We start from the raw sequence: 17106 nt of genomic DNA on the forward strand, positions 1-17106 counted from the left end.
GCCCCCAACCTATCCCGCTGCGGCTGCCGCGAAGCCCCGCGCCAGGTCGGCGAGGACGTCGTCGATGTGCTCGAGGCCGATCGACAGGCGGATGAGCCCGTCGCCGACACCCGCAGCGGCCCGCTCCGACGACGTCATCTGCACGTGCGTCGTCGACGCCGGGTGCACGACGAGCGACCGGACGTCACCGATGTTCGACACGTGGTCGAACAGCTCGAGGGCGGCCACGAACCGCCGTCCGGCATCGACCCCACCGTCCAGGTCGAACGCCAGGACCGCCGAGGGGCCCTTCGGCACGTACCGCTGCTGCAGGTGGTGCCACGGCGACGAGGGCAGTCCCGCGTAGTGCACGCCGAGCACCTGGTCGTGCGCGTCCAACCACGTCGCGACGGCGGCCGCGTTCGACACGTGCCGCTCCATGCGCAGGGACAGGGTCTGGATGCCCTGCAGCACGAGGAAGGCGTTGAACGGTGCGATCGCCGGACCGAGATCGGCGGACAGCTTCGACCGGGTGCGTTGGATGAACGCCCGGCGGCCGAACTTCTCGGCGAAGTTCGTGTTCGCGAACCCGGACTGCTCGGTCGTCGCCAGCTGCGGGAACCGGTCGGCATGCGCCGCCCAGTCGAAGTTGCCGCTGTCGACGACGAGCCCGGCGATGGCGCTGCCGTGACCGGCCAGGTACTTCGTCGCCGAGTGCACGACGATGTCCGCACCGTGCTCGATCGGTCGGACCAGGTACGGCGTCGCGATGGTGTTGTCGACGATGAGTGGCACACCGGCCTCGTGCGCGACCCCGGCGACCCCGGCGAAGTCCAGGACGTCGCCGCGGGGGTTCGGGATGGACTCGCCGAAGAACGCCTTCGTCTCCGGACGCACCGCCGCCGCCCACTCGTCCAGGTCGGTGGGGTCCTGCACGAAGGTGAACGCGATGCCGAGGTCACGCAGCGTCGACGCGAACAGCGTGTACGTCGCGCCGTACAGCGAGGCGCTCGACACGACGTGGTCGCCCGCGCGGGCGACGCCGAGCACGGCGAGCGACGTCGCCGCCTGTCCGGACGCCAGCGCCAACGCCCCGATGCCACCCTCGAGGTCGGCGATCCGACGCTCGAGCGCGGCCGCCGACGGGTTGTTCACCCGCGAGTACGTGTGCCCCGGCGCGTTGAGCATGAACCGGTCCGCCGCGTCCTCACCGGACGGGTAGACGAAGGCCGCGGTCTGGGCGATCGGCGGGACGTTGCCACCGAACCCCGGGTCGGCCTTGAAGCCGGCGCGGATCTGCCGGGTCTCGAACGCCCAGCCGTCCTCGGCGTTGGTCGGTGTGGCACCCATCAGGACTGCGCCCCGACCGACGGGCGGACGAGCGGGATGACCTGTTCGCCGAAGCGGTCCATCTCCTCGAGCTGCGGCGAGAACTGCAACAGCAGCGTGTCGACCCCGGCGTCCTCGAACTCCCGGATGCGGTCGGCAACCTGCGACGGCGTCCCCACGAACCCGGGGCGCAGACCGCGGTTCGACACCGAGTAGTCCTCGAGCGAGGGGACGTGCTCGAGCTGCGACTTCGAGATGAAGTCCTGGTACGACTCGTACGCGTTGCCGTGCTGCACGTCGGTGATCCGCGCGAGCTCGGCCTGCGCCTCCTCCTCGGTCTCGCGGACGATGACGTACGCGGCCATGCCGAACGCCTCGAACGGCGGCAGTCCGGCGTCGACCCGGCGCTGCTTCATCTCGGCGATCTTCGTCCGGAGCTCCTCGACCGTGCCGCCGTGGGTGACGTAGGCGTCGGCGTACCCCGTGATCGCGGCCTTGCCCGCCTCGCTCTCGCCACCGGCGTAGATGCGCGGCGTCACACGGGGCTTCGGCTCGAGGTGGGCGTTCTGGACGTCGTAGTACTCGCCCGAGAACGAGTACGGGGTCTCCCGCCACATCCCCTTCATGACCTCGACGAACTCCGCGGTCCGCTTGTACCGGTCGTCGTGCTCCGAGAAGATGCCGCCGTACTGCTTGGCCTCTTCCGCCCACCAGGCGCTCACCACGTTGAACGTGAAGCGGCCGCACGAGATGTCGTCGATCGTCGCCGCCTGCTTCGCCGTCACCGCGGGCAGGTGGTAGCCGGGACGCATCGCCGCCATGATCTCGAGGCGCTCGGTCGTCGCCGCGATGGCCGCCGCGAGCGACCAGGCCTCGAGCGACGGCGCCGCCGTGCCCTTGATGTCGTTGAGGTTGAGCTCCGGCACGAGCGTCAGGTCGAAGCCGATCCGCTCGGCGCGCTGCGCCAAGCGCTTCACGTAGTCGAAGGTGACCGGCATGTTCTCGTTGTCGACGTTGCGCAGCCAGCCGCCGAAGAGCGGGGTCCAGTATCCGAATCGCACGGGGTGAGTTCCTTGGGGAGGTGGGGAGTGCCCTGCAAGGGGCGCGGAGCGGACGGGCGGGGGCCGCTGGTTGACGACGCGAAGCGTTGTGCGGATCGCGCTGCCGAAGCCTACGGAGGCAGTCGGGGCGGGCCCGCCACGGGCCTCCCGTCCGGTGGTTCTTGCGTTCTCAGGCCGTCAGTTGCGCTGCGTACTGCGTCTCCAGCAGGCCACCGAGGTACCGCGCGATGGAGCGCGGGCCGGAGGCCGGCGCCGATTCCTCGACCGCGGGGTTGTAGTTCGTGTTCGTGTTGATGTCGTAGACGACGGTCCGGCCATCCGTGGTCTCCATGAACTCGACGCCCGCGATGGTGACGCGCTGGTCGGCGAGGAACGTGCGGAGCTGCTGGACCAGCGGGTGCTCGGCGGTGATCTCGGTCCGGACGCTGAACGCGCTCGGCTGGTCGGCTCCCGGTACGTCGCAGACCGCTCCGGCACTGTGCTGGTCCCACGTCGCCTGGGGTACTTCACACGCGTCGGCGGGGCAGAGCTCGAAGCTGCCGGCGCTGGTGTCGACGCGGACGGCGTAGACGAACTCGCCGCCGACGAACTCGACGCGGGTGATGAAGGGCTCACGGGCGGTCAGGAACTCCTGCAGCAGCGTGATGCCGTCGACCGGGGCCTCGAACTCGGGGCTGTCGACGTAGGCGTCGAACTCGGCGAGCGAGTCGAAACGACGGACGCCCAGGCCCTTGCCGCCCTGGTTGTGCTTCGTGATGAACGGGACGTCCTGGCCGTTCGTGAAGGTGCGGGCGGCCTGCTTGAGCGTCGTCGTGCCGAACACGGCGGTCGTCCGCGGCACGTCGAACCCGGCCTGCTGCAGGAGCCCGTGCTGGGCCACCTTGGAGACCTCGAGCTCGAGCACGTGGCTGCCGCCGACCACCTGGCGACCGGCACGCTCGAGCCAGCCGAGGATCGCGCGGGTGTACTCCTTGCTGTGCTCGTGGCCACGGGTGTGGGAGCTCGCGGACATGCGGCTCCAGTAGACGCCGGGCTCCGGCTCGGCAGCGAGGTCGATCTGTCCCTCGGTCAGCAGGATCTCCTGCACCGGGACGCCCTCGGCCTCGAAGGCGGCGGCGAGCGGGGGGAACCACTCGGGGTTCTCGTGGATGACGTACACGCGGGGAGTGCTCACAGCCCCACCCTAGGCACGGTATACCGCACGCGGCCAAGTGTGTGACGCGGGGTTGCTTCGTGGGGCGGGGTGGTGGGGGAGAGCCGGGGGTCCGGGTCGCACGGTGCGCGCTCGTCCGGCCGGTGCGAGGTTGGTCGCTCGGTGGCGGACTGTAGGGCGGCACCGAGCGTTCAACGATGCACGGGAACATCAGCCTCGCACCGTGCGGGGTCGACCAACCTCGCACGAGCCGAGCGAGCTCGCACCGTGCGCCGTGTCAGCCGGCGAAGGTCTGCTGTCCGACGACGCCGAGGAGCTCGAGCTTCTGCGCGTCCTCGGAACCTGCGGGCGCGGTGAACAACAGCAGTGCCTGCGCCTGGTCGTCGGTGTGCAGCACCTGGCAGTCGACGGTGATCCGGCCGAGCTCGGGCTGCACGATCGTCTTGTTGTCGGACCAGCGAGTGGCCACCTCATGCTTCGCCCAGAGCTCGCGGAACTCGGGGCTGCGGGTCTGCAGCTCGGCGATCAGTTCGGTGGCCCGACGGTCCCCCGGTCCAGCGAGCCCCACCGCCGCCCGCAGTGACGCCACCACGACCCGGGCCAGTCGCTCGTGTTGCTCCGGCGCGTACTTCGCGAGCTCGTTCCCGGCCACGAACCACCGCCACGCCTGGTAGCGCTCGTTGCCGGGCAGGCTTACGGACGACCCGAGCAGTGCCGCGGCGAGCCGGTTCTCGACCAGCGTCTCGCCCAGGTGACTGACCACGATCGCGGGGGTGTCCTCGAGCCGGTCGAGCACCCGCAGGATCGCGGGGTCGACGTGGTCGGCGCGGTGCATCCGGGTCGGGGCGTTCTGCCCGGCGAGGTGGAACAGGTGGTCGCGCTCGTCGAGACTGCAGCGCAGCGCCCGGGCGATCGCGGCGATCATCTGTTCCGACGGCTGCGGCCCACGCTGCTGTTCCAGACGCGTGTAGTAGTCGACGGACATGCCGGCGAGGGCAGCGACCTCTTCACGGCGGAGCCCCGGGGTCCGGCGTCGCGGCCCCTGCCCGAGGCCGACGTCCTCGGGGCGCAGCAGTTCGCGGCGACGGCGGAGGAAGTCGGCGAGTGCAGCGCGGTCCATGGATCGATCATCGTCCGGTTCCCGCCGCCGTGCCAGGGATCGCCGATCCCCCGATGACCGCGCTCTGGCTGCCACCCTGCCCGCGGAGCATCGTGGTGGTCATGGACATCACGAACTCCACCGTCTTCATCCCCGGCGCGACCTCGGGCATCGGGCTCGCCCTCGCCCAGCGCCTGCAGGCCGCCGGCAGCACCGTCGTCATCGGCGGCCGTCGCCAGGCACTCCTCGACTCCCTCGCCGCCGAGCACGGCTTCGGCACCGTGCAGATCGACGTCGCCGACGCGTCGTCAATCGAGGCCGCCGCCGCCTCGGTGCTCGAGGCGTACCCGTCGCTCGATGCCCTCATCACCATGTCCGGGATCATGCGCGACGAGGACCTCCGCGACCCCGAGCACATCCACGACGCCCTCGAGCTCGTCCAGACGAACCTGGTCGGCACGATCCGTCTCATCGACGCGTTCCTGCCGCACCTGCTCGCGCAGCCCTCGGCAACCCTGATGACGGTCACGTCCGGACTCGCGTTCGTCCCGCTCACCGCGTCGCCGACCTACAGCGCGACGAAGGCGGCCGTGCACGCCTACACGCAGGCCCTCCGCCAGCAGCTGGTCGGTTCGTCGCTCGAGGTGCTCGAACTCGCCCCGCCGGCCGTGATGACCGACCTGATGGGCGGCGCCGACTTCGGTGGTATGCCGCTCGACGCCTTCGCCGACGAGGTCATGGCTCTCATCGAGTCCGGCGCTGCCCCCGAGATCCTGGTGCAGAACGTGCACTCGCTGCGCTTCGCCGAGCGGAACGGCAACCACCAGCAGATCCTCGAGATGATGGCGTCCCGCGAGCACTGACCGGGCGACGCCTCGAACGGTGCGAGGGGCGCGTCAGTCGTCAGCGCCGTCGGGCTGCTCACCACGGCGACGGACGAGCCGATCGAGGGCACGCCTCGCGAGCGGCAGCGCCGAGGCGGTCACCGCGCTGTACAACGCCGAGTCGAGGGGCTTGTGGTGCAGGCGTGTCACCGCCCAGGCTGCGGTGAACGCGGTCACGGCCAGTGCTCCCTCGGCCACCCGACCCGAACGGTCGAGGCGCGGCGGCGGGCGGAAGTCGTCGTCGTCGTCATCGCGATCGCCCGGATCGTCGCGGAAGGCCGAGACCGCGACCCCGAACACGGGGAACGCGACCCCGAGCAGCACTCCCGCCCATGCCGCGTCGTTCTGCAGGTCTCGCACGACAGCGGGCACAGCGAAGAACTCGATGACGAGCCCGCCGAGCACGGCGATGATCGCGAGCCACTGGGAGAGGGTGATGCGACGCACTCGTTGATCGTAGGGGTGAGACGACCGTGCGCGCGGTCCCCCGTTCGCGGCGTCAGCGGCCGGCGAATAGTCGCTGCAGCTCGGCCTTGGTGCCGGACCTCCGCTCGTGGGCAGTGCCCCCTGAACGGGTATACGGACGGTGTCCCGCTTCCATATTTCGTGAGCGAATTTGCAGTCAAGGACTTACAACAGGCGCAGCTCACCGCGGCATCGCGTGTGCCGCAACGCCAACTATCTGGCTTCGACTATTGCACGCCTGAGCCGGAACTGATACGAAGAAGCATGAGAGTAATTTCCGTATCCACGGAGAACGTCGGCGGGGTCACAGACGGAACCGTGACGCTCCCGAGCACCAGGGTGCTAGCAATGGCCGGAGCCAACGGCACGGGAAAAAGCAAGCTTCTCGCTTGCATACTCGCTCCATGGTCAGGGCAGGTACCGGGGTCACCGATCGACGGCGCGAGGTCCTTGATCAGCGTCGAAGTTGACTTCACACCTCTGGAGCAGTCTGCGTTATCCGACTTGAGTGCGGAAGTCGGATGGGGTGAGGTTGAGGTGCCGACGCGGGTCACCCTCGGCGTCGCCAGGGACACATACGGCAACACCAATCGCTCGAGCACTCCTGAGCTTGCTGTCCTCAACCAATTTTTCTTTGTCCAAAACTTTCTACAACAGAACCCGACTTTGGACGTTGTTTATCTCCCCGCTGAGCGACGCCTGTTAGAGCCGCGCCAGCAAGGAATCGATCTGAGCCAGCTAAGCGATGCCGTGGCATTCCAGAAGAACTCGGAATCGCGGGCAACCGTAAATAACTACGGAAGACTCGATGACCAGGAATTCGAAGACTTTGCAAAAGCTCTTTGTGTCGCATCCACTTTACCAGTCGACAAGACTGACGAAGAACTCGAAGTAGACATCGTTATCAATTGGGAAGACTTTCTAGCGGCGGTGAACGCCTTGATATTCCCGAAAACTCTACTCCCCCTCACCCGCTCACACCCTGACGCCCTACGGGTTCGAACACCGAGCGGAGCGACACACCCCGTCCGAGATCTGTCTTCTGGTGAAAGACAGGCTTTGATCATCATCAGCCGGGTTTTTCGGCTCGCCGGCACCACCCCTTTAATTCTGATCGACGAACCTGATGCTTATTTACACCCAACATTGAGCAAGAAGCTACTTAGCGCTTTAGAGGATGGGATGTCACTCGGGGGTCAACTCATCATTGCTACTCACAGCCCCAGCCTCCTTGACGGGCTACCCGCCAGCGACATACTGCGCCTTGAGTACGGCAACGTTCCCCACCCTGTCGCAGACGAAGGAGAACGTTTGGAGCTTTACCGCGACGCAGGGTTTCGTTCAAGCGCACTAACACAAGCAGACCTGCTCGTGGTGACCGAGGGAGAGACAGACATTTCCCTTCTGTCGATCGCGCTACCTGAGCTGGGGGCAGCCGCCTCACAGTCCGCGGGAGGGAAGGAGCAGGTGATTCGCACGATCAATCAGCTGAAGGCCTACGACCTGCCGATCATTGGGATAATCGACCGCGACGTAATCAAACCGGTCGAAGACGCGAATATTTACGCCTGGCCGACTGCTGATATCGAGGGACTCTTTCTCACAGACCCAGCACTTCAAGTTATGATTGACAGCGGCTTGCTCAAGGAGTCATACCGCGACCTTGGAGAGGCCCACAAGTTGGTACACGAGCTCTGCATGGAGCAAAGAGAAAATGTTCTAACCGAAATAGCACGCGATAGATGCGTGAGCCAGAGCGGGTACGAGTGGCCGAGCCCCAAGGGCGAGAACGCGATGCAGCGACTCCGTGACGCCGTTGCTCACGCAAAGCCAATCTCATCAGAACTCCTTGAGGCTGAATTCGACTCGGCGCAGGTCTTATGGGATCAGCAGTCCGAGGAGCCCTTGACTCTAGTACGAGGAAAATACATTCTCTCGAAATTCAATAGCATTGCTTCCGAAATGAAGAATGGCCGCGTTCTTATTGAGACAGTCGCGCGCCTTGGGCCCAGGCTGGATGGGCTCGAGCAACTCACCAGCAGGATCCGAGGAATGAAGAAGCTCAACGCGTCTTAGCGTCGGGAACACCAACCATTGCCGTGTGCGGCCATGGACGGAAGCACGCGCTTTCCTCGTCAAAATGAACGGATCCGAGCGACTCGAACACGGTCAGGATACCCGGTGCAGGCGCTCGATCGGCTCAACCCGGCAGTCCGCGTCGATCTCCTCGATCGCACGCCGCCGACGCTCGCGGCGCTCTTCGAACGTGCCTTCCGGCCGCGGCGTCCGAGCGAAGAACGCTCGGCGCTCGGCTGCCGTGAACGCGCTCGGCGCGCGCAGCCGGTCAGGATCCGCTCACCGGAGCGCGCGAAGACGACCTTCTACGATCTATTCCTCGGTCAGGGCACGGCGGGGCGGGGCGGGTCAGTGGATCGCATGGTGCCTCCTTGGTTGATGCGATCAACCGTCGGAGCACCGAACGGCGGCACAGGACAGTTCGTGTTCCGCCGATCCGAGGCGGGAGACGAGCTACTCCGCAGCTGCGAGGACCGTCCGCCCGAGCCGCACGAAGTCGTCGACACCGATCGCCTCGCCCCGCGCGGTCGGGTCGATGCCCGCCGCCGTCAGGACCTCGGAGGCGCGGGCGCTACCGCCGAGCACACCGGACAGGCTCTGCCGCAGCATCTTCCGCCGCTGCTGGAACGCCGCGTCCACCAGGGTGAACACCCGCGACCGCAGCCGATCGTCCCCCGGGGGCTCGTGCCGGTCGAACGCCACCAGCACGCTGTCGACGTTCGGCACGGGCCAGAAGACCTGACGGCTAACGAGCCCGGCGGTGCTCCACGAGCCGTACCACGCGGCCTTGACGCTCGGCGAACCGTAGACCTTGCTGCCCGGGCCGGCCGCGAGCCGGTACCCGACCTCGGCCTGCACCATCACGAGCGACCGCTCGATCGAGGGGAAGGTCGCGAGCAGGTGCAGCAGCACGGGCACCGAGATGTTGTAGGGCAGGTTCGCGACGAGGTGGGTCGGCTCGGTGTCGAGGTCCGATGCGGCGACGGTCATCGCGTCCTGCTGCACGACCGTCAGCGACGCCGCCGGCTGCAGCGCACTGACCGTCGACGGCAACTTCGCCGCGAGCCGCTTGTCGATCTCGACCGCGGTGACGGGCGCCCCGGTCTCGGTGAGCCCGAGCGTCAGGGAGCCGAGGCCGGGCCCGATCTCGAGCACCTGGGACGAGGGCGTCACGCCGGCGACCGACACGATGCGCCGGACGGTGTTGGCGTCGTGCACGAAGTTCTGTCCGAGCTTCTTCGTCGGGGTCACGTCGAGTTCGGCAGCGAGCTCCCGGATCTCGGCGGGGCCGAGCAGCGCGCCCACTACTCGTCCACCGTCACGGGTTCGGCGTCCCACGCGCCGTAGACGAGCTCGGTGTTCGACGCGATCTGCGCGGCGAGCATCGAGGCGTCGGTGCCGAGGGTCTCCGCCATCGACCGCAGGGTGATCGGGATCAGGTACGGGGCGTTCGGCCGGCCGCGGTACGGCGTCGGGGTCAGGAACGGCGCGTCCGTCTCGACCATGATCAGGTGCCGCGGCGCGACGAGCAGGGCTTCGCGGAGCGGGGCCGCGTTCTTGAACGTCACGGTGCCGGCGAACGACATGTACCAGCCGCGCTCGGCGCAGAGCCGAGCCAGGTCGGGGCCGCCGGAGAAGCAGTGGAACACCGTGCGCTCCGGAGCGCCGACGCGGTCGAGCACCTCGACCACGGCGTCGTGCGCGTCGCGGTCGTGGATCGTCAGTGCGAGGCCGTGCTCCTTCGCGATGCGGATGTGCTCCTCGAACGAGCGGACCTGGGCGTCGCGCCCGTCCTCGCCGGTACGGAAGAAGTCGAGTCCGGTCTCACCGATCGCCCGGACGCGGGGCAACGCCGCCAGCGCCTCGATGCCGGCGAGGTGCTCGTCGAGCAGCCCCTGCTCCTGCAGCGAAGGTGCCTCGTTCGGGTGCAGTGCGACCGCCGCGAGCACGCGGGGTTCACGGGCAGCGATCGACGCGGACCACTGCGAAGTGGCGAGGTCGGTACCGACCTGCACGACACCGCGGACACCGACGCTGGAGGCACGGCCGAGGTGCTCGCGGTAATCGAGCGCCCCGTCGCCACCGTCGGCGATCTCCATGTGCGTGTGGTTGTCGTAGACCGGGACCACGAGCGCCTCGGGCAGGGGCGGGTAGGTCAGGTCGCGCTTGGAGCCGTCCCCGTCGCCGCGGGAGCGGAGGTGGGCGTCGGTCACGCGGCGCCCTGCTCCGCCTGCTCGATCCGCGGGAAGAGTCCGCTCTCGAGCGGGACCACCTGGTCGGCGCCCTGCCACTCGAAGGCACGGTCGACCCGCTGCTCGACGATCGAGCCGCCGGCGCCGATCGACGCCCACAGCTTCTCGGTGGCCTTCGGCATCACCGGGGAGAGCAGCACCGCGACCGTGCCGAGACCGCGCAGTGCGGTGGTCAGGACGGTGCCGAGCCGCTCGCGGTTCGCGTCGTCCTTCGCCAGGGCCCACGGCTGCTGCTCGGTGATGTACCCGTTCAGGGCGTCGACGAGCTCCCAGACGGCGGCGATCGCCTCGTGCGGGGCGAATGCGGCGATGGCTGCGTCGGCACGCTCGGTGACGGACACGGCCAGGGCGTCGACGGCTTCGTCCGACTCGGTCAGGGACCCGCGTGACGGCACCGCGCCGTCGAAGTACTTCTGCAGCATCGCGACCAGGCGCGAGGCGAGGTTGCCGAAGCCGTTCGCGAGTTCGGCCTGGTACCGCGCCGAGATGTCCTCCCAGCTGAAGTTGCCGTCCTGCCCGAAGGTGATCGCGCGGAGGAAGTAGTAGCGGAAGGCGTCGGACCCGAACGTGTCGGTGATCTCCGACGGTGCGATGCCGGTCAGCTTCGACTTGGACATCTTCTCGCCGCCGACGAGCAGCCAGCCGTGGCCGAACACGCGTTCCGGCACCGGCAGGCCGGCAGCCATGAGCATCGCCGGCCAGATGACGGCGTGGAAGCGGGCGATGTCCTTGCCGACGATGTGCACGCTCGGCCAGAGACGCTTGAAGGCTTCGTCGTCCTCGGTGCCGTAGCCCAGCGCCGTGACGTAGTTGAGCAGGGCGTCGAACCACACGTACAGGACGTGGTCGCTGTCCCACGGGATCGTGATGCCCCAGTCGAAGCTGGACCGCGAGATCGACAGGTCACGCAGACCCTGCTTCACGAACGAGATGATCTCGTTGCGCACGCTCTCCGGCTGGATGAACAGCGGGTTCGACTCGTACAGGTCGAGCAGGCGCTGCTCGAAGTCCGACATGCGGAAGAAGTAGTTGCGCTCGGCCAGCACCTCGACCGGGATCGAGTGGATGGCGCAGACCTGCTGGCCCTCGTACGCACCGGTTCCGGGAACCAGGTCGCTCGGCTGCTTGTACTCCTCGCAGCCCACGCAGTAGAAGCCCTCGAACTCGCCGGCGTAGATGTAGCCGTCGTCGTAGAGCTTCTGCAGGAACGCCGTCACCCCGCGCTCGTGGCGCTCGTCGGTGGTGCGGATGAAGTCGTCGTTCGCCACGTCGACGGTGTCGAGCAGCGGCTTCCAGGCCTCGGTGACGAGGCGGTCGGCCCATTCCTTGGGCGTGACCTCGTTCGCCGAGGCGGTGCGCAGGATCTTCTGCCCGTGCTCGTCGGTACCGGTGAGCAGCCAGGTGTCGTCACCCCGCTGCCGGTGCCAGCGCGCGAGGACGTCCGCGGCGACCTCGGTGTAGGCGTGCCCGATGTGGGGCACGTCGTTCACGTAGAAGATCGGCGTGGTGATGCTGAACGAGGACCCGTCGGACATGCGGACCATCCTACGGGCGCGCGGAACCCGCATGACGCGCGCGGCGGTGGTCTGTGGAAAACCGGATCCGGGAGGCCCGTGGCGGGCCCGCCCCGCGCCTCCAGACCGGAGTCCCCAGCCGTCTACCGCGCCGCGAGCGCGCCTTCGTAGAGGTCCCGCTTGGACAGCCCGGTCGCGTCCGCGACCGCCGCTGCGGCCTCCTTCATGCGCATCCCGGCGGCTACCCGCTCGAGCACCAGTCGGACCCCGTCGTCGAGCGTCGCTTCCTCGGTGGCCTCGGCGGCTCCTGCGACGACGATGCAGATCTCGCCCCTGACCCCCTCGGACGCCCACGTGACGAGCTCGTCGAGCGGCCCGCGCCGGACCTCTTCGTAGAGCTTCGTGAGCTCGCGGCAGACCGCGGCACGACGATCGCCGCCGAACCCGACGGCCATGTCGGCGAGCGTCTCGGCCAACCGGTGCGGCGACTCGAAGAAGACCATCGTGCGCTGCTCCCCCGCGAGCGCCTGGAACGCACGGCGGCGCTCCCCGCCCTTGCGCGTCGGGAACCCCTCGAACGTGAAGCGGTCCGTCGGCAGGCCCGAGACGGCGAGCGCCATGAGCACGGCGGACGGGCCGGGCAGCGCCGTGACGGTGACGCCGGCCGCTGCCGCCGCCTCGACCAGCGGGAAGCCGGGGTCGCTGATGGCGGGCATGCCAGCGTCGGTGAGGACCACGACGTCCTCGTCACGGGCGAGCTCGACGACCTCGGACGCCTTCGCCCGCTCGTTGTGCTCGTGCAGGGCGATGAGCCGCGGACGGTTCTCGATGCCGAGGGCGCGCATGAGGTGGATGGCGGTCCTGGTGTCCTCCGCCGCGACCACCGTGGCGTTGGAGAGGGTCTCGACGAGACGGCGCGAGGCGTCCCCGAGGTTGCCGATGGGCGTTGCTGCGAGGACGATCACGCACCCATTGTCGTCGCAGCACCGACGCAGCGCGGACATGCGGTCGATCCGTAGGATGCTCAGCGATGACCAGCGAGCTGACCGACGACCGCACGGCCGTGCCCGACGGGCCGGTCGGCTCGCGCCTCGACGACTGGTGGGGGCGGATGCTCTCCACCGCCCAGCGTGTGGCGGTGTGGCGCTGGGCGGGACCGATCGCGGTGACGCTGCTCGCCGCCGTGCTGCGCCTGGCCAACCTCGGGAACCCGCACTCCCTGGTCTTCGACGAGACCTACTACGTCAAGGACGGCTGGTCGATCGTCCACCTCGGGTACGAGGGCACCTGGCCGGCGAACCCGAGCAGCGACTCCGCCCCGACGACCGACGACCGGTTCTCGAGCGGTGAGACGGACGTCTTCACCAGCGCCGCGGAGTTCATCGCGCACCCGCCGCTCGGCAAGTACCTGATCGGGCTCGGCATGCTCCTGTTCGGGGCGGACAACTCGTTCGGCTGGCGGTTCGCGGTGGCCGTGCTCGGCATCGCGACGGTGTTCCTCACCGCCGTGATCGCCCGGTCGCTGTTCCGCTCCACCCTGGTCGGCACGCTCGCCGGCGGCCTGCTCGCGATCGACGGCCAGGCCATCGTGATGTCCCGCGTGACGCTGCTCGACGGCATCCTGACGTTCTTCGTCGTGCTCGGGTTCGGAGCACTCCTGCTCGACCGGCGCCGGAGTCAGCGGCGGCTCGACGACTGGGTCGCCGAGCGCGTCGCCGCCGGCCGGGACACCCTGTGGGGGCCCGTGCTCTGGTGGCGTCCGTGGCTGTTCGCGATGGGGCTGACGATGGGGCTGGCCACCGCGACGAAGTGGTCGGGGATGTACTTCCTGGCGTTCTTCGCCGTCTACTCCGTGTTGAGCGACATGATGATGCGTCGCCGAGCCGGGGTCGAGTTCTGGTCGTCGAGCGCGCTGCTCCAGCAGGCACCCGTGTCGTTCCTGCTCACCGTGCCGATCGCCGCCGTCACCTACGTCGCGTCGTGGACGGGCTGGTTCGTGTCGAAGGACGGCTGGGACCGCAACTGGCTGGCCTCCGGCGGGGAACGCTGGACCGGGGTGCTCCGGTGGGTGCCGGACAGCCTGCAGAACTGGTGGCACTACCAGTCGGAGATCTACAACTTCAACATCGGGCTGCACACGCCGCACTCGTACCAGGCGAACCCGCTGCTCTGGCTCGTCATGCAGCGCCCCACCTCGATGTTCTACGTCGGCACCGACGCCGGCCAGGACGGCTGCTCGGCCAGCCGCTGCGGCGAGGCCATCACCGGCGTCGCGAACCCCTTCATCTGGTACGCGGCGGTCATCGCGACCGTGGCCCTGCTCGTGCTCTGGATCCTGCGCCGACGGTGGCAGTACGGGTTCGTCCTGCTCGGCGTCGCCGCGGGGTACCTGCCGTGGCTCATGTACGTCAACCGGACGGTCTTCCAGTTCTACACGATCGCCTTCGAGCCCTTCATGGTGATGGCGCTGGCTGCGGCGATCGGGTTGGTGCTCGGGTCACGGACCGATCCGCGGCCCCGACGGACCCGGGCGATCGTCTGGGTCGGCGTGTACCTGGTCGTGGTCGTGCTCGCGTCGGCGTACTGGTACCCGATGTGGACCGCGATCCAGGTGCCGTGGGACTTCATCCGGTCGCACTACTGGCTGCCGAGCTGGCTGTAGCGCGCGTCGGGTGTCGGCCCGGCGCACTGGTCGCGACCAGACCGCCGGACGGGAGGCACGGGTCGACTCCGCCACGGGCCTCCCGTCCGGAGTCGGCCGGCACCGGAGCCGCGCGCCGTCCGCGGGGACGCGTCAGGACTGCGCGTGCAGCGCTCGCTCGATCGACTCGCGGTCGAGCGGGTCGCCGACCATCTTCGTGGCGGTCTCGCTCGCGGTCTGCGGCAGGACGCCCTCGATGAGGAGCTCGGCGTACCGGCGCCACGCGTTCGGGTCGTGCTCTCGGGTCGCGTCGGCCACCGCGCCCACCATCGCGGTGAGCATCGGCAGGTCGCGGTAGTCGAACCCGGCACGGACGACCCCGGCGGTCTCGGCCCGACCGATGATCGCGGAGACCTGGCGTTCCAGCCGGTCACGCTCCTGCACGATCGACGGACGCGCCTTGCCGGCCCGCACGATGGCGTCGGCGAGCGCACGGTCGCGGGCGCGGAACTCGAACACGCCGGTCAGGTAGACCCGGAGGGCCTCGCGCGGGTCGACGACGTCGGCCGCGCGAGCCGCTGCGTCGTTCATCGCCTCGAACTTGGTGGCGAGCAGCGCCTCGATCAGGGAGTCCTTGTCGGCGAAGCGTCGGTACACGGTGCCGACGCCGACGCCCGCTTCGTGCGCGATGTCGTTCAGGGTGACCGACAGACCACGCTCCGCGAAGCACTTGCGAGCGGTCTGCAGGATCAACTCGCGGTTGCGTGCCGCATCGGCGCGCAGCGGGCGCTCGAGGTCGGGCGCGGACTCGGTGGTGCTCACGGTGCCGAACCTAGTTGAACTTTCTGGGAATAAGTGGATGCGGACCTTCCGTTTCGGTCTACACTGTCGACAAACGGATGCCGCGCATCCGTTTGACACCTCCCCTCTTCGAAACGCCCGACGGTGCGCGCTTCGTGCTCCCCCTCCAACCTTCTCGAAGGAGGCTGCCGTGACGGCAGAACACACCGTGCCGACCCCCACCGGGGCAGCACCCACGACCTCTGGCTCCACCCCCGCCAAGAGCAACCACCGCTGGATCGCCCTGGCGGTCATCGCCCTCGCCCAGCTCATGGTCGTGCTCGACGCCACCATCGTGAACATCGCGCTGCCCTCGGCCCAGGCCGACCTGGGGTTCGGCACCGACCAGCGCCAGTGGATCGTCACCGCGTACTCGCTGGCGTTCGGTTCGCTCCTGCTGCTCGGCGGCCGCCTCGGCGACCTGTTCGGCCGCAAGAACACCTTCATCATCGGCCTGGTCGGCTTCGCGGTCGCATCGGTCCTCGGTGGCCTCGCCGACTCGTTCGGCCTGCTGGTCGCCGCCCGCGCCCTGCAGGGTGTGTTCGGCGCGCTGCTCGCCCCGTCCGCCCTCGGCATGCTGACCACGACCTTCCGCGACCCGAAGGAGCGCGGTCGTGCGTTCGGCATCTTCGGGTCCATCGCCGGTTCCGGTGCGGCCATCGGCCTGCTCCTCGGTGGCGTCCTGACCGAGTACGCGTCGTGGCGCTGGTGCCTCTACGTCAACGTGGTCTTCGCCGTGCTCGGCGTGATCGGCGCGCTCGTCTTCATGGAGAAGCCGCCGAAGGTCGACCGTCCACGCATCGACGTCCTCGGGGTCATCACCATCACCGCCGGCCTGGTCGGCGTCGTCTACGGCTTCTCGAACGCCGAGACCAACGGCTGGGACTCCCCCGTCACCATCGCGATGCTCGCCGCGGGCGTGGTGCTCATCGCCGCGTTCGTGTTCATCGAGACCCGTGTGGCACACCCGCTGCTGCCCCTGCGCGTGGTGCTCGACCGCGACCGCGGTGGGTCGTTCATCGCGATCGGCCTGGTGGCGATCGGCATGTTCGGCATCTTCCTGTTCCTGACCTACTACCTCGAGCAGACCCTCGGGTTCAGCTCGCTGCAGACCGGTCTGGCCTTCCTGCCGATGCCGCTGTCGATCATGATCTCGGCGACGCAGATCGGTGGGCGCCTCCTGCCCCGCGTCGGCCCGAAGATCCTGATCTTGGCCGGTGGCCTCGTCGCCGCGACCGGCCTGCTCCTGCTGCTGCGCACCGACCTGGACAGCTCCTACGCGGGCACCGTCCTGCCGGCGCTGGTCGTCATCGGCCTCGGCATGGGCACGATCTTCTCGTCCGCGATGAACACCGCGACGACCGGCGTCGCCCGCGCCGACGCCGGTGTGGCCTCGGCGACGGTCAACACGATGCAGCAGATCGGTGGCTCGATCGGCACGGCGCTGCTGTCGACGATCTTCGCCGACGTGGTGTCGAACAGCCTGTCCGGACTGTCCGCCGCCCCGACGAAGCTGCAGCAGGCGCAGGCCACGCTCGACGGCTACCACGTGGCGTTCGGCATCTCGGCCGGCGTGCTCGTGCTCGTCGCCCTCGCGGGTGGTCTGCTCATCAACCGGCAGTCGGTGCGGGTCGAGCGGCTCGCACGTGCCGGGTCCGCCACGACCGGGAGCATCCCCGCCGCCGCGCACTGACGTCGCAGCGGGGCGGTGCCGACTCGGAACGACGATCGCGATGTCGTACGACAACCGCCTTGTCGTTCCGAGTCGACGCACCAACCACCACGCGCGCCCGGTTGCGCAGTGTGTCGGTTT

Annotated in this window: 14 protein-coding genes; 4 read left to right on the plus strand and 10 right to left on the minus strand. The window is 68.6% G+C overall.

Annotation, left to right across the window (positions count from 1 at the left end):
- Window positions 1-9: 9 nt before the first annotated feature.
- From EDF63_RS17275 to EDF63_RS17290, 4 genes are all read right to left on the minus strand, one after another.
- Window positions 10-1329: an O-acetylhomoserine aminocarboxypropyltransferase/cysteine synthase family protein gene (locus EDF63_RS17275; protein ID WP_123314234.1), complete on the minus strand. Its 1320-nt coding sequence runs from the start codon at window positions 1327-1329 to the stop codon at window positions 10-12.
- Window positions 1329-2369, minus strand: a complete 1041-nt coding sequence (locus EDF63_RS17280; RefSeq protein ID WP_123314235.1) for an LLM class flavin-dependent oxidoreductase — start codon at window positions 2367-2369, stop codon at window positions 1329-1331. Before EDF63_RS17280 ends, EDF63_RS17275 begins: the two co-directional genes overlap by 1 nt.
- Window positions 2370-2538: 169 nt before the next feature.
- Window positions 2539-3543 carry a RimK family alpha-L-glutamate ligase gene (locus tag EDF63_RS17285; protein WP_123314236.1) on the minus strand — a complete coding sequence of 335 codons (1005 nt, stop codon included), beginning with the start codon at window positions 3541-3543 and terminating at the stop codon, window positions 2539-2541.
- 256 nt (window positions 3544-3799) lie between these two features.
- Window positions 3800-4642, minus strand: a complete 843-nt coding sequence (locus tag EDF63_RS17290) for a helix-turn-helix transcriptional regulator (RefSeq protein WP_123314237.1) — start codon at window positions 4640-4642, stop codon at window positions 3800-3802.
- Between the two features lie 101 nt (window positions 4643-4743).
- On the opposite strand from EDF63_RS17290, the gene EDF63_RS17295 reads away from it, so the two are divergent.
- Window positions 4744-5484 carry an SDR family oxidoreductase gene (locus EDF63_RS17295; RefSeq protein ID WP_123314372.1) on the plus strand — a complete coding sequence of 247 codons (741 nt, stop codon included), beginning with the start codon at window positions 4744-4746 and terminating at the stop codon, window positions 5482-5484.
- Window positions 5485-5517: 33 nt separating this feature from the next.
- Here the strand turns inward: EDF63_RS17295 and EDF63_RS17300 are convergent, their stop codons facing one another.
- Window positions 5518-5952: a hypothetical protein gene (locus tag EDF63_RS17300; protein ID WP_123314238.1), complete on the minus strand. Its 435-nt coding sequence runs from the start codon at window positions 5950-5952 to the stop codon at window positions 5518-5520.
- Window positions 5953-6111: 159 nt separating this feature from the next.
- On the opposite strand from EDF63_RS17300, the gene EDF63_RS17305 reads away from it, so the two are divergent.
- The gene (locus EDF63_RS17305) at window positions 6112-8046 is read left to right on the plus strand and encodes an ATP-binding protein (protein WP_148061826.1); all 1935 of its coding nucleotides are present in this window, start codon (window positions 6112-6114) and stop codon (window positions 8044-8046) included.
- 453 nt (window positions 8047-8499) lie between these two features.
- Here the strand turns inward: EDF63_RS17305 and rsmA are convergent, their stop codons facing one another.
- The 4 genes from rsmA to rsmI form a co-directional block, all read right to left on the minus strand.
- The gene (gene rsmA / locus EDF63_RS17310) at window positions 8500-9351 is read right to left on the minus strand and encodes a 16S rRNA (adenine(1518)-N(6)/adenine(1519)-N(6))-dimethyltransferase RsmA (RefSeq protein ID WP_123314240.1); all 852 of its coding nucleotides are present in this window, start codon (window positions 9349-9351) and stop codon (window positions 8500-8502) included.
- Window positions 9351-10259 (minus strand): TatD family hydrolase, encoded by a 909-nt coding sequence (locus EDF63_RS17315; RefSeq protein ID WP_123314241.1) that lies wholly within the window; start codon window positions 10257-10259, stop codon window positions 9351-9353. Before EDF63_RS17315 ends, rsmA begins: the two co-directional genes overlap by 1 nt.
- Complete coding sequence (metG, locus tag EDF63_RS17320) at window positions 10256-11833, minus strand: methionine--tRNA ligase (RefSeq protein WP_123314373.1); 1578 nt, start codon at window positions 11831-11833, stop codon at window positions 10256-10258. Before metG ends, EDF63_RS17315 begins: the two co-directional genes overlap by 4 nt.
- A 122-nt stretch (window positions 11834-11955) precedes the next feature.
- Complete coding sequence (gene rsmI, locus EDF63_RS17325; protein ID WP_123292295.1) at window positions 11956-12777, minus strand: 16S rRNA (cytidine(1402)-2'-O)-methyltransferase; 822 nt, start codon at window positions 12775-12777, stop codon at window positions 11956-11958.
- Between the two features lie 65 nt (window positions 12778-12842).
- On the opposite strand from rsmI, the gene EDF63_RS17330 reads away from it, so the two are divergent.
- Window positions 12843-14474 (plus strand): dolichyl-phosphate-mannose--protein mannosyltransferase, encoded by a 1632-nt coding sequence (locus EDF63_RS17330; RefSeq protein WP_123314242.1) that lies wholly within the window; start codon window positions 12843-12845, stop codon window positions 14472-14474.
- Window positions 14475-14606: 132 nt separating this feature from the next.
- On the opposite strand, the gene EDF63_RS18475 is transcribed toward EDF63_RS17330, so the two are convergent.
- Window positions 14607-15275: a TetR/AcrR family transcriptional regulator gene (locus EDF63_RS18475; protein ID WP_185021500.1), complete on the minus strand. Its 669-nt coding sequence runs from the start codon at window positions 15273-15275 to the stop codon at window positions 14607-14609.
- 169 nt (window positions 15276-15444) lie between these two features.
- On the opposite strand from EDF63_RS18475, the gene EDF63_RS17340 reads away from it, so the two are divergent.
- A complete protein-coding gene (locus tag EDF63_RS17340; protein ID WP_123314243.1) occupies window positions 15445-16986 on the plus strand; it encodes an MFS transporter in 1542 nt (513 codons plus the stop codon).
- Window positions 16987-17106 lie beyond the last annotated feature (120 nt).

This window comes from Curtobacterium sp. JUb34 (assembly GCF_003755065.1).
GTDB lineage: Bacteria > Actinomycetota > Actinomycetes > Actinomycetales > Microbacteriaceae > Curtobacterium.

Bases quoted from the DNA above. Each gene is read 5' to 3' on its own strand.
- EDF63_RS17290 (WP_123314237.1), bottom strand. From the start codon at position 4,642: ATGGACCGCGCTGCACTCGCCGACTTCCTCCGCCGTCGCCGCGAACTG.
- metG (WP_123314373.1), bottom strand. From the start codon at position 11,833: ATGTCCGACGGGTCCTCGTTCAGCATCACCACGCCGATCTTCTACGTG.
- EDF63_RS17275 (WP_123314234.1), bottom strand. From the start codon at position 1,329: ATGGGTGCCACACCGACCAACGCCGAGGACGGCTGGGCGTTCGAGACC.
- EDF63_RS17295 (WP_123314372.1), top strand. From the start codon at position 4,744: ATGGACATCACGAACTCCACCGTCTTCATCCCCGGCGCGACCTCGGGC.
- EDF63_RS17330 (WP_123314242.1), top strand. From the start codon at position 12,843: ATGACCAGCGAGCTGACCGACGACCGCACGGCCGTGCCCGACGGGCCG.